Origin of the sequence: Methylotenera sp., from assembly GCF_029946165.1 — a bacterium.
Lineage (GTDB): Bacteria > Pseudomonadota > Gammaproteobacteria > Burkholderiales > Methylophilaceae > Methylotenera.
Window position 1 is genome coordinate 279343 of the sequence record NZ_JAQSDZ010000001.1, and the last position, 14740, is coordinate 294082.

The 14740-nt window shown below is 41.9% G+C and carries 12 protein-coding genes; 8 read left to right on the forward strand and 4 right to left on the reverse strand.

Features of this window, described 5'->3' with window-relative positions:
• Positions 1-15: 15 nt before the first annotated feature.
• The 3 genes from PSV17_RS01185 to motD are packed head-to-tail and all read left to right on the forward strand — an operon-like array spanning position 16 to position 2313.
• Positions 16-750 carry an RNA polymerase sigma factor FliA gene (locus tag PSV17_RS01185; protein WP_300478737.1) on the forward strand — a complete coding sequence of 245 codons (735 nt, stop codon included), beginning with the start codon at positions 16-18 and terminating at the stop codon, positions 748-750.
• Complete coding sequence (locus PSV17_RS01190; RefSeq protein WP_300478739.1) at positions 732-1472, forward strand: flagellar motor protein; 741 nt, start codon at positions 732-734, stop codon at positions 1470-1472. The genes PSV17_RS01185 and PSV17_RS01190 overlap by 19 nt, the downstream gene beginning before the upstream one ends.
• 25 nt (positions 1473-1497) lie before the next feature.
• On the forward strand, positions 1498-2313 hold the full coding sequence (gene motD / locus PSV17_RS01195) for a flagellar motor protein MotD (protein WP_300478742.1): 816 nt from the start codon (positions 1498-1500) through the stop codon (positions 2311-2313).
• A 20-nt stretch (positions 2314-2333) separates the two neighbouring features.
• Here the strand turns inward: motD and PSV17_RS01200 are convergent, their stop codons facing one another.
• The 4 genes from PSV17_RS01200 to flgA all read right to left on the reverse strand — a co-directional run bounded on the left by PSV17_RS01200 (position 2334) and on the right by flgA (position 10619).
• A complete protein-coding gene (locus PSV17_RS01200) occupies positions 2334-8468 on the reverse strand; it encodes a PAS domain S-box protein (protein ID WP_300478745.1) in 6135 nt (2044 codons plus the stop codon).
• A gap of 385 nt (positions 8469-8853) precedes the next feature.
• Positions 8854-9327: a flagellar protein FlgN gene (locus tag PSV17_RS01205; protein WP_300478748.1), complete on the reverse strand. Its 474-nt coding sequence runs from the start codon at positions 9325-9327 to the stop codon at positions 8854-8856.
• A gap of 36 nt (positions 9328-9363) precedes the next feature.
• On the reverse strand, positions 9364-9684 hold the full coding sequence (flgM, locus tag PSV17_RS01210; protein ID WP_300478751.1) for a flagellar biosynthesis anti-sigma factor FlgM: 321 nt from the start codon (positions 9682-9684) through the stop codon (positions 9364-9366).
• Positions 9685-9851: 167 nt separating this feature from the next.
• Complete coding sequence (gene flgA, locus PSV17_RS01215) at positions 9852-10619, reverse strand: flagellar basal body P-ring formation chaperone FlgA (RefSeq protein WP_300478754.1); 768 nt, start codon at positions 10617-10619, stop codon at positions 9852-9854.
• Between the two features lie 255 nt (positions 10620-10874).
• Here flgA and flgB point away from each other — a divergent pair, with 255 nt between their 5' ends.
• From flgB to PSV17_RS01240, 5 genes are all read left to right on the forward strand, one after another.
• Positions 10875-11297, forward strand: coding sequence for a flagellar basal body rod protein FlgB (gene flgB / locus PSV17_RS01220; RefSeq protein ID WP_300478757.1), 423 nt, complete (start codon positions 10875-10877; stop codon positions 11295-11297).
• Between the two features lie 23 nt (positions 11298-11320).
• A complete protein-coding gene (flgC, locus tag PSV17_RS01225; RefSeq protein ID WP_300478760.1) occupies positions 11321-11728 on the forward strand; it encodes a flagellar basal body rod protein FlgC in 408 nt (135 codons plus the stop codon).
• A 129-nt stretch (positions 11729-11857) separates the two neighbouring features.
• The gene (locus tag PSV17_RS01230) at positions 11858-12532 is read left to right on the forward strand and encodes a flagellar hook assembly protein FlgD (protein ID WP_300478761.1); all 675 of its coding nucleotides are present in this window, start codon (positions 11858-11860) and stop codon (positions 12530-12532) included.
• A 64-nt stretch (positions 12533-12596) separates the two neighbouring features.
• Entirely contained in the window at positions 12597-13874 is a 1278-nt protein-coding gene (gene flgE / locus PSV17_RS01235; protein ID WP_300478763.1) for a flagellar hook protein FlgE, read from the forward strand.
• A 51-nt stretch (positions 13875-13925) separates the two neighbouring features.
• A complete protein-coding gene (locus tag PSV17_RS01240; protein WP_300478764.1) occupies positions 13926-14666 on the forward strand; it encodes a flagellar basal body rod protein FlgF in 741 nt (246 codons plus the stop codon).
• The last annotated feature ends 74 nt before the right edge of the window (positions 14667-14740 follow it).

The window sequence follows — 14740 nt, forward strand, 5'->3', positions numbered from 1 at the left end:
GCTAAAGGTTTTACAATGTATACCATTCATGGAAAAAAAGACCAGAAAGACGAACTGCTAAACAAGCATGCCGTTTTGGTTAAAAAGCTCGCCTATCAGCTTAAAGCCAAACTGCCCCCCAGTGTTGAATTAGACGACTTAATACAGGCGGGCATGATGGGCTTACTCGATGCGATTAATCGCTACGAGGATACCCATGGCGCACAGTTTGAAACTTATGCTGCGCAGAGAATTCGCGGCTCTATGCTAGACGAGCTGCGCAGTGCAGACTGGTTGCCACGTAGTGTACGCAAGAACATGCGTGATGTAGAAGTAGCCATCAGTCAGCTAGAACAACAATTAGGCAAGCCTCCAACGGAAAATGAAGTAGCTAAAAAACTACAGCTTCCATTGAATGATTACTATGACATGTTGGGTGATTGCAGTGGTCACCAATTAATTTACTACGAAGATTTCCATGAATCAGAGGGTGGTGATCACTTTCTTGATCGCTTTAATGCTGATAGCAAGGGTGACCCCATAAAAAGCTTACTTGAAAGCGACTTCCGTGAAGCTTTAGTAAGTGCAATTACCGCCCTACCTGAACGTGAAAAAATACTGATGGGATTGTATTACGAACAAGAACTAAACTTAAAAGAAATAGGTGCGGTGATGAACGTTTCTGAATCACGCGTTTGCCAATTACACAGCCAAGCAGTCGCTAGGTTGCGTTCCAACCTAAAAGAGAAATCATGGACTGGAGCAGTTTAGGCGGTTTAGTACTTGCCTTAGTCGGCATTTTACTCGGGCAAGCCATTGAAGGTGGGCAAATAAGCTCACTCATACAGCCTGCGGCATTTCTGATTGTGATGTGCGGTACTTTTGGTGCCGTATTACTGCAAACAGATTTAAACAAATTTATTACGGGCTTGAAAATGGTAAGCCAGGTGTTTTATCCACCAATAGATGACAGGCAAGCCCTTGCCCATCGCATTATTCTGTGGAGCAACTTTGCCCGCAAAGAGGGTATTTTCATGCTTGAAAATTACTTAACGAAAGAGGTCGATCCTTTTATTCAAAAAGGCTTGAAGTTAATGATAGATGGCACGCCTCCAGATAAAATTCGTCAGGTGGTTGCTATAGATATGCATTTTTTTGAGGTTCATCAACGTAATGCTGCAAAAATCTGGAGTGCCGCTGGTGGTTATGCGCCAACTGTCGGCATTTTAGGTGCTGTACTGGGATTAATCCATGTGATGGAAAATTTATCTGATCCAAGTAGACTAGGAAGTGGCATTGCCGTGGCGTTTGTTGCCACAATTTACGGTGTCGGATTAGCAAACCTGGTATTTCTGCCAATTTCGAATAAGCTTAAAGGTCTGATTCAACAAGAAATGACGCGCCGAGAAATGTTATTAAACGCATGGGTATCTATTGCAAGTGGAGATCACCCTAGAATCGTTGAAGAGCGCTTAATGGCTTACCTTCGTTAGTCTATTTAGAGATTATTTTTAGCTTATGTTGATAAGAAGACCTCCTTTAGACGATGATGATGAAAGTCCAGATCGCTGGTTGGTTTCATATGCCGATTTTATTACATTACTTTTTGCATTTTTTGTGGTGATGTATTCCATTTCATCAGTCAATCAAGGTAAATATAATGAATTAATGTCCTCAATGGGCATGGCATTTTCGGGGCAAGGTGCTGCTGTAAATTTAAAGACTAATCGCTCTAACCCTAATCTCAATAGCAAAGCTCAAAATCAGGCAGATTCGCTTATTAAGCCACTGCCGCTGACATATCTTCATAATGAAAAAATCCGTAAAGAACGAGAGTCCATGACAAATATGGGCGCAGATCTAGCCAACAAGCTATCGCCTTTGATTAAAGAAGGTAAGGTTCGTGTGATGCAAAATACTCGTGGCATTCGTATCGACATTAATGACAGCTTGTTATTCACACCTGGTTCAGCCGAACTTGCCGCAGCAGCGTCAACAGTAATAAATGAAATTGCACCACTGTTAAAAGATAATGAGCGCTTAATTCAGGTGGAAGGCCACACGGACAACATAGCCATTCACAATGACCTATTCTATTCAAACTGGGAACTCTCCGCAGTGCGTGCAAGTAGCGTTGTGAGAATGTTAAGTGATACGGGCATCGCTGAAGCGCGATTAAGCGCACTAGGCTTTGGTGCTACTCAACCTATTACCGAAAACAGTACTGAACTAGGGCGCGCTAAAAATCGTCGCGTGTCGATTATGGTTCTTTCTGATTTACCCAATCAAAAAGAAGCTGCTTTAGAAATTACCCCAAAAACCATTGCCAAATAAAACTAATAGTTTTCAATAAGCTAGCTATTTCTTAGCAAATTAGATTTAACCAGCACTTCAAATTGTTCGATAGGCACAGGTCTTCCAAAGTAGTAGCCTTGGAAATGCGTACAACCATTATTCAGTAGTAAGCCTTGTTGTTCTTCAGTTTCTACACCTTCTGCAATGACATTTAGATTAAGTGTATGCGCCATTGCCACTATTGTCCTTACAATTGCCTGATCACTCGTATCCACGGCAATATCGCGGACAAATGATTGATCAATTTTGAGCTGATACAAAGGTAAGCGTTTAAGATACTGTAATGAAGAATAGCCAGTGCCAAAGTCATCTAACGAGAAGCGAATACCAATCTCTTTCAATCTACTCATAGTAGTAACGGTATCTTCAATATTATCTAGCAACATGCTTTCAGTAAGCTCTAGCTTTAGCAGCATGGGGTTAACTTCACTGCGCTGAAGCGCTTCACGTACTTGATTAACAAAATCAGTTTGGCGGAATTGCTTAGCACTTACATTAATGGATAAAGTAAGACTACTTGTCATCTCATCTTTTTCCCATATTTTTAACTGATTACAAGCAGTTTCTAATACCCATTGGCCAATGGGTAGAATCAAACCAGTTTCTTCTGCAAGCGAAATAAAATGGAATGGAGAAACTAAGCCATGCTCAGGGTGCATCCATCTGATGAGGGCTTCTGCGCCTATTGATCGACCAGAAAGATCTACTTGAATTTGGTAGTATAAATGTAATTGCTGCTTATCTATGGCTTTGCGTAACTCGCGCTCTAAGTCTACTCGGGTATTAATCACTTCTTGCATTTTCGGGTCAAAAAACCGTATGGTATTGCGCCCAGCTTTTTTTGCCTGATACATGGCAATATCCGCATGTTTCAGCAGCTCTTCTTGGGACTGATTATGATTACTAAATAATGCTACGCCAATACTGGGTGTGCAGTGATATTCATGTTGGCCAAGTTGGTAGGCTTGATTCAAAGAGGCAAGGATTTTCTCGCCTATAACCTCAACCTGAGCCGCTGCTTCAGGCGCATCTTGACTCAAGCTTTCTAGTAACACCACATACTCATCACCGCCTAATCGAGCAACCGTATCTCCTTCTCGCACACAACCCACCAAACGCTCGGCAACTTGTTGGAGTAATAAGTCGCCCACATCATGACCCAGCGAGTCATTGAGTGTTTTGAAATGATCTAAGTCCAAAAATAATACTGCACCGTCTCGACCTGTACGCGCATTAAAGACCAACGCTTGATTAAGTCTATCCACCATGAGACGTCTATTTGGCAAACCAGTCAATGAGTCATAAAAAGCCAGATGCTTAATTTCTTCGGCGGCGGCTTTATTCATGGTGATATCGGTGAGGGTAGCCACATGATTGGTCACAATACCGTAGACATCTTTAACTACGGTCACGGTCAAATGTTGAGGGAAAACTTCACCATTTTTACGTCGATTATAAACTTCTCCCGCCCAATGACCTGTGGCGTGCACGCATTCCCACATAGCATCATAAAAGCCTTCGCTATGTTGACTGGAGCTTAATAAGCGTGGCGTATGACCTACTGCTTCTTGAGCGGTGTAACCAGTAATATCACAAAAAGCTTGATTGACTTTCAAAATGATATTCTTTGCATCTGTCACCATCATGCCTTCTTGCGATTCAAAAGCAATTGAGGCAATACGCAGGTCATCTTCACCTTGCTTACGCTCAATAGCAATACTTGCTAGATTAGCAGACTGCTCAATCAGCGTAATATCTCTTGGCGTGGGTGCAGTTTGATGGCGATGATAGATGGCAAATGTACCAAGTATTTTGCCGCTATGAGCCAAAATCGGCTGCGACCAACAAGCGGCCAATCCAGAGTTGATGGCTAAATCTTGATAGCTCTCCCAATAAGGATGTGTTGCTATATCCTCAACAATGACACGCTCCCCAGTAAATGCGGACGTGCCACAAGAGCCAACACCCTCGCCAATCTCAGTGCCATCAATCGCAGCATTATAAAATGTAGGTAAACTTGGAGCAGCCATGGTAACCAGATGCTTACCTTCTGCGTCGATCAACAAAACACTACAGAGCATTTCAGGGTTAAATTGTTCTACACCAAGTACAATCGCTTCAAGAATATCTTTTAATGTTAAGTCAGCAATCAAAAGCTCTAATACGCGGCTACGGAATTGCTCAAACATTTCAGCATGCTTGCGTTCATTAATATCCCGCGAAAAGCCAACTGTCCCCACTACTTCCCCATCTATAGTGACGGGTGACTTATAGATTTCATACCATCTTTTCCGACCATTGATCTCAACAATTTCTTCAGAAGCTTTTGGCACACCATTTTTCAATACGGCGATATCATCCGAGCGATATTTTTTTGCTAGCTCAATAGGCCAAACATCTAGGTCAGTTAAACCTAACAATAAAGCTTCTGAATCGTATTCGCTGGCTTCAATAAAAGATTGGTTTACAGCAAGGTAGCGATGCTTTTTGTCTTTCAACCAAACCATAAATGGAAAGTTATCTAACAATGAGCGCTGGTAACCTTCGCGTAACTGCATCAATTGCTCAGCCTGTTTAAGTTGAGTCACGTCTTCTAGCGTCACACGTAATATAGGCTGATCCTGATCCTCATCATCATCCATACGTAAGCAATGAAGGTTTGCGTTAAATATAGCGCCATTTGCACCAGCAAGCTTAAGGGACAAGCTTAATTCTTCCCCGCCCTGCATTTCTTTAATCATCTTGAACTGACGACGCCAAAACTTTTTGTCATCTTCTATGACAAATTCCTCAAACCGATGCTGATTAATATCTTTACGTTGCAAGCCAAACATTGAGGTCACCTTCCAGTTGACCTCAGTAATCATGCCATGCTTAGTGATAGATAAATAACCAATAGGTGCAAACTCATACAAATCGACATAGCGCTCGTGAGACTCCAACAACTCACGTTGCATCCGTTTTAGCTTTTCTTCTGCGAGTTTGCGTTCTGTAATGTCTATTTGCGTACCGATCATACGCAAAGGGTTGTTATTTTCATCGCGACTCACAAGTATGCCGCGACTCAACATCCATTTGTAATGACCGTCTTTACATCTTATACGATACTCAACCATGTAAATTTCTGTTTTACCATCAAGATAGTCATTACCAGCTGCGATTACTCTTGGTTTATCTTCAGGATGAAGAAGCGCTCGCCATTCACCCCGCGTGGGCAGAATCTCACTTGGTTCATAGCCGAGCATTTCTGCCCAGCGTTTAGAGTAGGTCGCTTCCTCAGTCTGGACGTTCACGTCCCAGACGCCATCGCCTGAACCTTCAATGGCAAATTTTGAGCGATATTCGCTTTCAATTAAAGCTTCCTCAGCTTTCTTACGCTCTGTAATATCTAGCACCGTGCACACATAATAGTTAACGTTATCATGATCGTCTTTTATTGCAGTGAGCGTGAGTTGCCCTAGATAAATATCGCCATTCTTACGCTTATTCCAAACTTCACCACTCCATGTGCCAAGCTCTTTAACCGTCGTCCATATCTCTACGTAAAAAGCAGGATCATGTTTATCTGATTTAAGGATATCAATAGACTGACCAATGATTTCTTTGTCTGAATATCCAATGGTCTCAGTAAACGCAGCATTCACTCTCACAATTTTGCGTTCAGCATCGGCGATAAGAATACTTTGTTGAGATTCAAAAGCTGTCGCCGCGATGCTTAGTTCAAGTTCAGCTTGTTTACGTTTACTAATATCGGTACTTGTACCTATCATACGTAATGGCTTGCCTTGCTCATCACGGCTCACCACCATGCCACGACCTAATATCCACTTGTAGCTACCGTCTTTACACTTTATTCGACATTCAACTCTATAAGTGGAGATTTTCCCCTCTAAATACAAACGCATCTCTTCCTCAACCCGCGCCATATCATCTGGGTGGAATCGATTTGTCCAGCTTTCACCCGTTGGAAGTATATCTACTGGGGCATAACCAATTATTTCTTTCCAGCGAGCACTATGCTCCATGGCATCGGATTGAATATCCCAATCCCAAACTCCGTCGCCAGAACCTTCAATCGCAAATTTCAAACGCTCATCTTTCGCCTTTAAGTCGGCCTCTAGCTGCTTACGCACGCTTATGTCACTAATAGTACCAACCATACGCAATGGTTTGCCATTTGAATTTCGGTCTAAGACTATACCGCGATCGTGTATCCACTTATAACTACTATTGTTAGTGCGTATCCTATACTCACACTCAAATGTGGTTGTAACTTCATCAAGACACTTTTGCAAATTGGTAAACACCGCCGCTTTATCATCTGGATGAACACGAGACTGCCATTCATCTAGCTTATGATTATGCTCATGTTCAGCGTAGCCTAAAATGTCTATCCATGCTTTTGAATAAGTAATTGTTCGGGTGACCTCATTTGAATCCCATAAATAATCACCAAATCCTTCAATAGCAAATTTCCAGCGCTTATCCCGCGCCATTAAATCTTGTTGAATTTTTTTAAGCTCGGTAATGTCAACAACGCTAATAAAAAAACCGTCAACCTGATTTTGCTCATCCATGTTGGGAGTGAAATGTACCAAACCATACATTTCACCGAAACCTGAAATATCAGTTTTAAATTCAAACTTAACAGTTTCGCCAGCTATTGCCCGCCTAGCATATGGCTCTTCTTGCTCTAATAAATCTTCACCGAGAATTTCTCGCATCGTATGCCCAAGAATTTCTTCTTTAGACTTAGCAAAAACAGTCATATATTGGTGGCTTACATAAACATAGCGGAAGTCATTATCCACACGTGAAGCCGCAACGGGTATGTTGTTCATGACTAAATTCAGTTCGCGCTCATTACTTTCCATGCGCTTAGCCATCGTATCGAATTCCTGAGAGGTCTTTGCGAGCTCATCATTGCCCCACAAATTAGCGCGAGCCTTCATATCACCTAAACCATAACGTCGCACAGTATCAGCTAAAATTTGAAGACGTTTAATAATGTTACGCTGAACTGCCGAATCAATTAAAAAACCTATTAATAAGCCAATAGCAAACACGATGCCAACTAAAGAATAAAATAATTGACGCATTGGCGCTAAAATCTCATTCACAGGCACTAAGCGCATATAGCGCCAATCTAGGTTAGGCATATGCGCGTCAATAGCGAGGTATTCTCGGCCGTTAATGGTCACCTGCTTATCATATAAATGAGTATTCAAACTTGGTTCTTTGTGCACTAAAAGCTCAGCCAAGTCTGGTTCTTGAGTTAGATCCAACTTAAACGTATCTGGATGAGCTATCAGTTGTTTTTGCCACGGGCCAGCGTCGATGAAGTCACCTTGTGCATCCATCAATAAGTGTTGCTCGCCAGAATAGCGCTCACTTTTTTGCATTAAGGAAGGAAGCGTTTTAGTAATACTAATATCGCGCCCAATTGTCCCTATCCATTTGCCTTTAACATGTAGCGGTAAAACGGCACTTATAATCCAACTACTCGAGACTGGATCAAGCATCGGAGGCGTCCAACGCACTTCACGTTTGGGGTTTGTGGCCGGGTTACCTAACGTCAGCCAAGGTGTTTGAGTGTAATCTGTATCAGCTTTGATTAAAGCTGCGAATTCTGGATAAAGATGATCGTAAATAACTTCAGTTTTATCATTAGTCAGCAACCATATATTGCCATATGCAGTGGTAATTGACGTGCCGTAGATATCAAGTAAATGTTTACTGCGTACATGCAGACTTTTTTGCTCAGCATCTAATACCGCATCTGGCGGTAAAAACACTCCTGCTTCAGTGCGCCCATCAAAACCTTCGCGTCGATTGCGCCATGCATTATCTGGGTAGCGCTGTATCAATCGGTCAAAGGTTGCGGCTTCTTCCACCTTAGGCGGCTCGGCTAGGGTTTTCTCAAGCGTGCTTGACAATGCTTTTAGGCTGAACTCATAACCTAGAAGTGTTTGAGTATTAGTTGCGACAATTGTTTGAGTTTCATTGGTAAGTGTAACTGCTTCATTAGCAAGCAAGTTATGCTTTAAGTACAGATAAATACCCGCTAAGGCAGGTATAACCACTAGTAAAACACTAGCCACCACAATGAGTAATAATTTGTGGCCGACTTTCATTTCGAGCAGTTGAGACTTAGCGAGAAGATTGCGGGGAATTTAGGTAATGAGCAATCATAGATAAAATCTAAGGATGGCTTTAAATTAACATGCGGAGAACTGAGGGAATGAAAAGCGGTTTTTAAAAGCGTAATTTTTGACAATATAAACATTTGGAAAATCACTGCAACCGAGAAAAGAAACTTAATATTAAAAAGTAATAAGAATTTACTAATGGTCATTTAGTGGTACCAAAACCATCAGGTACGTCCCTTAACTTAATTATATTTTTTGGAAGGATAAACCCTAATGCTAACTCTTAGAAACCATTGAGCTTAATTTAAACTGCAAAGTACAGCGGCGCCATAGGCCAATAAAGTGCCACAATTATAACAAGAAAAAATCATTAAGCAATTAAAGTTGAGCGAGAGCTGGACTGTGATTTTGCCTGTCCATTTTTGCCGTAGACGCCACCATTTTCTGAGCCGCCTTGCAGTTGATTGAGCAGTTGTTGGTTACGATTGAAATGTTTATTGATAAGCATGCCATTGAGCCGATTCATTTCTTTGGCTTGGCTGATTGATTTTTGGAAACGTTCCCATGACTGATCTAATAAGGGCGTGGTTTGACTTTTAATCCAAGTATCCATGCCCGCTTCATTAGGTTCAAAACCACCTGCAGCAAGTGCAGCATAACGAGCATTAGCAGCTAGACTAATGTTTTGTAGCAACACAGACTTTTCTTCCATGGCAGCTTCTATACCATCTATATCGGTCACCACCAAGCTTGATTGCTCACGCGTTAATACTTCTAGCAGATTATTCAGTAATTTCGCATCGTGCTCGAAAGTTATTATCACGTTAGAAGTCGGCTGTTTCATCTTATCCTCGTTATACTTGATACATCGTTTTTACCGCTATTTCTGTGTTGATAAAAAATCCTTCACAGAGTTAATCAACCCGTCAGCGACTTTTTCAGAATCTACTTTGAATTGGCCGTTAGCAATTGCTGATTTAATCGCATCTACTTTTCCAGCATCAAAGACACTGCTTGCAGCGACTTTTTCTTCAAGAGACTTCATTTGCGCAGATAGTGGCGACAAGGTAACGTTTTCGGCAGATTTAGTGCCCACTTGTGTAGCTTGTGCATTTTTATTATTTGCTGAACCCAGTTTTGCTGTTACTGTTTTATCAACACCTAGACCAACTGGGTTCTTAATAGATTCATTAATTTTCATGGCTATAATCCTTTTTTCGCTTAAATTACCTAGCGTTACTTAAACGTATTAACGCATTCATATTGCTTATATCGGCATAGTTTAAGCGAACTTTAATACTTTGTAAGCTTTTTATTCATACTTTATATTTAACAACTTAAACCGCAAAGTTAACATTAAGCATTATTTCAAAACCCCACTTCTACTTGACCACCATTCCTTGCAATTCCTGTGACTATTTGACCACTAGCAACTTTGACCTGTACCACCTGCCCTTCGTTAGCTTTTGCCATGGAAAGCCCCTCTGCGGAAACACTGAAACCTTGGCCTTTAGACGTTACCATCACGGTTTGTCCTGGCTGTACAACAGGGGTAACTCTTAGCAATTCTTGTCTAAGCACGGTGCCCACAGTCATAGAGATATTCACAGTTCGACCAAGGGCTTGCGACTGCTCAGTAAAAACTCCTGCTGGCAATTGGGTTAAATCACCATTTTCAAACATCATATCTTGATCGGTTACCGTTTGACCCTGTGCTAATGGTGATGCTGCAACTAAATATTGTGCTAATACATTAACGCTTGCCTGCACATAGATTGTCCAAACATTTGGCGCGTTGCAACGCACGCCCACACTGGTTTTTCCCCATGCTCGACTGCCTGTTGGCATGAAAACCTGCATATCGGGGCATTGCGCTAACTTTAAGTTAGGGTCTATAGCACCTGCACGGACACTCACTTTTCCAGGGTAGCCAATCGTCTGTGTTTCTAAAAATTCGGTAATCTTTGTTTTTATTTGCGCCAGATTCTGTTTCCCCATGGGCGCTGCAGTGGCGGTAACAGGCGTTACCGATTCAGCAAAACTAATTGCAGGGCTCATTAAGCTACAAATTAAACTAAAGGCAGCTACATTAGAAAGTAAATTAATAAGTACTTTGAATTGATTGCGGTTGAACATATTAAATCCCATAAGCAATGGTAAAACTCAATATGTATTCTACGGTGCTAAGCGCATAGCAAAATTAAGAAAAGGGCAAGTTTTACCCTTTTTCTTGAGCAATCAAACTTAGTCTTTTAATTCTAGACTTGTACGTACTAAAAATTGTTTGCAAAAAGTAGTTTGCAACTAAGTTATCGGCAGCTAATGACTTTTCTTTAAGATTGTTAAAAGAATTTTAAAGAAAGTTTATGCCGTTATAAAAGGAATTTCATCATGCTAAATAGATTAGACGAAGCTTTAAGTTTTCATCAAAACGCTTTAAGAGTACGTGGGCAGCGCCAAGAACTGATTGCGGCAAATATTGCCAATGCTGACACCCCCAACTTTAAAGCGCGTGACATTGATTTTAAAGCGGCCATGCAGAACGCTGTTGCTGGCATCAATAAAGATGCATTTCAAACAACAAAAACTTCACCTCTACATTTAGATGGCTCTCGCACGAGCAACAGTAATATTAGCGCTGCTCCAGGCGAGCCTTTATTCCGTCCGATTATTCAAGGCAGCGTAGATGGTAATACAGTTGACATGGATGTAGAGCGCAACCAATTTGCTGACAATGGCATTCGCTATGAGGCAAGCTTAACACTCATTAACGCGCAGTTAAAACATATGCTAACAGCGCTTCAAAGCTCTTAAATTTCATTGGGATAGGATAAAAAATGTCTCTATTTAACGTATTCAATATTTCCGGCTCTGCTATGAGTGCGCAAGCACAGCGCTTAAACACGGTTGCCAGTAATCTCGCCAATGCAGATAGTGCCACTAGCGCAAATGGAACGCCCTACAAATCCAAGCAAGTGGTATTTAGTGCAACGCCTACGGGCTCACCCGACGCCAGTGGTGTGAAGGTGCTCAAGGTAATTGAAGATAATTCACCAGCTAAAGTGGTTTATGACCCCAAACACCCACTGGCGAATGAAAAAGGTTACGTCACCATGCCAAATGTCAATGTGACAGAAGAAATGGTGAATATGATTTCTGCTTCACGTGCTTATCAAAATAACGTCGAAACTATGAATGCGGCTAAAACCATGTTACTAAAAACGTTGACCATAGGACAACAATAAGTTGTCCCAGTTAAATAGCACAACAATAAGTTGTCCTAATTAAATAGTACAGCAATGAGCTTTTTTACACTAAAAAGCGTATCAATAATTAAGTTGAAAAATTGAAGTTTTAAAATAAGGGTAAATACTATGACCACCGTACAAACTACATCAAACACCCCATCTCAAGCCTTACTTGATAGCGTGAATGGTAAGACAAGTTCAAAAAGTACTGTAGATGCCGCACAAGATAGATTTATGACGTTATTAATTACGCAAATGAAAAATCAGGATCCCTTAAACCCAATGGACAACGCGCAAGTAACTAGTCAAATGGCTCAGCTCTCCACTGTTACGGGGATCAACAAGCTAAATGATACTGTGGAATCCCTGATGAGTAATATGCAATCTGGTCAATCATATCAAGCGGCCAATATGATTGGTCACAGCGTTTTAGTGCCTGGTACGGCATTGCCTACCACAGGAACTGGTAGCTATTTCGGGGTAGACCTGCCTATTGGTGCAGATAAACTTAGCGTGGTTATTAAAGATTCTGCTGGGTCAACTATTCGAACATTAAATCTTGGTGCACAAGAGGCTGGAAGCTTTCCATTGAAATGGGATGGACTTGCTGAAGATGGCACTGTTGCAACAACTGGCGTTTATAAATTTGAACTCTCAGCAACAATAGCAGGACAGCCTGTAGTGGCTGAAGGCCTTAATTACGCAGAAGTGATGAGCGTTTCAAATAACACCAGCGGAGTGAAATTAAATTTAAGTAATTTAACCAGCGTTAGCACCTCTGACGTAAAAGAAATTTTTTAACCGCCAGCCTTATTAAAACATTCAATTAAAACCAATTATTAAGTATTTATAACAGGAGAACACCATGAGTTTCCAACAAGGTTTAAGTGGTCTTAACGCAGCTTCAAAACAATTAGAAGTCATCGGCAACAACGTAGCCAATGCGAATACCGTAGGTTTTAAACAATCACGCGCTGAGTTTGCAGATGTATTTGCCAATTCACTTACTGGCGGCGGCGGAACGCAAATTGGTATTGGTACTAGTTTATCAACAGTTGCACAGCAATTTACCCAAGGCAACATCACTAGTACAAACAACTCGCTGGACATTGCGATTAATGGTGGCGGCTTCTTTCGTATGACAAATAACGGGGCTGTGACTTATTCACGTAATGGTCAATTTAAGATGGATAAAGATGGTTTTATTGTTGATTCAGCAAATAAGCATTTAACTGGCTATGCGGCCGATTCGACTGGGACTCTGCAAAAAGGTGCACCAGTTGACTTGAATATTAGCACTTCAGATTTACAACCTAAATCCACAACGAGTGTAGTTGGTCTAGTGAATTTGGATTCACGCAAAGCTACACCAGCTGTCACACCATTTGATCCAACAGATCCGACCACTTACAACGATTCTACCGCGGTCACAGTATTTGATAGTCTTGGCAACTCACATACTTTACAAAGCTATTTTGTTAAAGATGCAGCTCTTCCTAATGTTTGGAATGTTTACACAACTGCTGATGGCATTTCTACCACGGTATTACCCGCTCCTACCGCAACAATGACTTTCCCTGCATCGGGAACTGGGATGAACCCTACAAGTGTCCCAGCAAGCCCAACCACAGTGACTTTTGCGCCATTAAATCCACCCATTCCTCCAGCGACTGTGCCAACAGTACCGACTGGTGCGGCGGCAGTATCCATCCAAATGGACTATTCCGGCAGCACTCAATTTGGCTCTAACTTTAGTATCAACAGCCTATCGCAAGATGGCTACACTTCAGGGCGCTTAGCTGGATTTAATACTGGCGCGGATGGCACTATCGTTGGGCGCTACAGCAACGGTCAATCAAGAACATTAGGTCAAGTCGTACTAGCAAGCTTCGCCAACCCAAATGGTCTGCAATCACTTGGCGGTAATGCATGGAGTGAGAGTTCAACGTCTGGTGCTCCGCTAGTTGGCGTACCAAGTTCAGGGACGCTAGGCGTATTGCAATCATCGGCTGTTGAAGATTCAAATACAGACCTGACGGCCGAGCTTGTGAATATGATTACTGCACAACGTTATTATCAAGCCAATGCCCAAACCATTAAAACGCAAGATCAGGTTTTACAAACTTTAGTTAACTTACGTTAATAAATAATAGTTAAAGCTAATAAGCCTACTTAAAGATTTAGGAGAGCCGCTATGGATCGCATGATTTACACCGCAATGACAGGCGCAAAACACATACTTGAACAACAAGCGACTACTGCCCATAACTTAGCTAACGTCACATCAACTGGCTTTAAGGCGCAAGTCGATTCGTTCAGGGCCGTGCCTGTGATCAGCCAAGGCTTAGCGACACGCGCATTTGTAGTGGACTCTACCGTGGGTGCAGACTTTAACTCAGGCGCCATTCAATCGACTAGCCGCGAATTAGATGTGGCGATACAAGGTAAAGGTTGGTTATCCATTCAGCGTGCAGATGGTTCTGAAGGCTACACGCGTAATGGATCACTCAAAGTCAGCGAAAATGGCATTTTACAAACCGCCACTGGCTTAACTGTTTTGGGCGATGGTGGCCCTATCAGCATCCCGCCAGATGTCGCGGTTTCTATTGCCAAAGACGGAACAGTATCAACCGTTGCAAATGGCTCTTTACCAGGAGCATCTAATGTACTGGGGCGATTAAAGTTGGTTAACCCACCAGAAGCAGACCTAGTGCGCGGGGAGGATGGTTTGTTTGTGACGAGCAATGGCAACCCAGCAGAAGTTGATGCAAACGTACATGTTGTTAGCGGTGCGCTAGAAAGTAGCAACGTTAACGTGATTGATGCGATGGTATCGATGATTAGTTTAGCCAGACAATTTGAAACTCAAATGAAGCTAATACAAAGTGCTGAGAATAACGCCAATAAAGCCGCTCAACTCCTAAGTTTGGGTTGATTAAGCATAGGTTAATATGACTCATAACATTCGAATAAATCAATCAGCGATGAAGTAACCATTCAAAAATATCT

What these genes read in the sequence shown, in the direction of transcription:
- flgE (WP_300478763.1), top strand. Translation starts at nt 12,597, where the DNA reads ATGAGTTTCCAACAAGGTTTAAGTGGTCTTAACGCAGCTTCAAAACAA.
- flgM (WP_300478751.1), bottom strand. Translation starts at nt 9,684, where the DNA reads ATGAAAATTAATGAATCTATTAAGAACCCAGTTGGTCTAGGTGTTGAT.
- flgC (WP_300478760.1), top strand. Translation starts at nt 11,321, where the DNA reads ATGTCTCTATTTAACGTATTCAATATTTCCGGCTCTGCTATGAGTGCG.
- PSV17_RS01230 (WP_300478761.1), top strand. Translation starts at nt 11,858, where the DNA reads ATGACCACCGTACAAACTACATCAAACACCCCATCTCAAGCCTTACTT.
- flgA (WP_300478754.1), bottom strand. Translation starts at nt 10,619, where the DNA reads ATGTTCAACCGCAATCAATTCAAAGTACTTATTAATTTACTTTCTAAT.
- flgB (WP_300478757.1), top strand. Translation starts at nt 10,875, where the DNA reads ATGCTAAATAGATTAGACGAAGCTTTAAGTTTTCATCAAAACGCTTTA.
- motD (WP_300478742.1), top strand. Translation starts at nt 1,498, where the DNA reads ATGTTGATAAGAAGACCTCCTTTAGACGATGATGATGAAAGTCCAGAT.
- PSV17_RS01190 (WP_300478739.1), top strand. Translation starts at nt 732, where the DNA reads ATGGACTGGAGCAGTTTAGGCGGTTTAGTACTTGCCTTAGTCGGCATT.
- PSV17_RS01205 (WP_300478748.1), bottom strand. Translation starts at nt 9,327, where the DNA reads ATGAAACAGCCGACTTCTAACGTGATAATAACTTTCGAGCACGATGCG.
- PSV17_RS01185 (WP_300478737.1), top strand. Translation starts at nt 16, where the DNA reads ATGTATACCATTCATGGAAAAAAAGACCAGAAAGACGAACTGCTAAAC.
- PSV17_RS01200 (WP_300478745.1), bottom strand. Translation starts at nt 8,468, where the DNA reads ATGAAAGTCGGCCACAAATTATTACTCATTGTGGTGGCTAGTGTTTTA.
- PSV17_RS01240 (WP_300478764.1), top strand. Translation starts at nt 13,926, where the DNA reads ATGGATCGCATGATTTACACCGCAATGACAGGCGCAAAACACATACTT.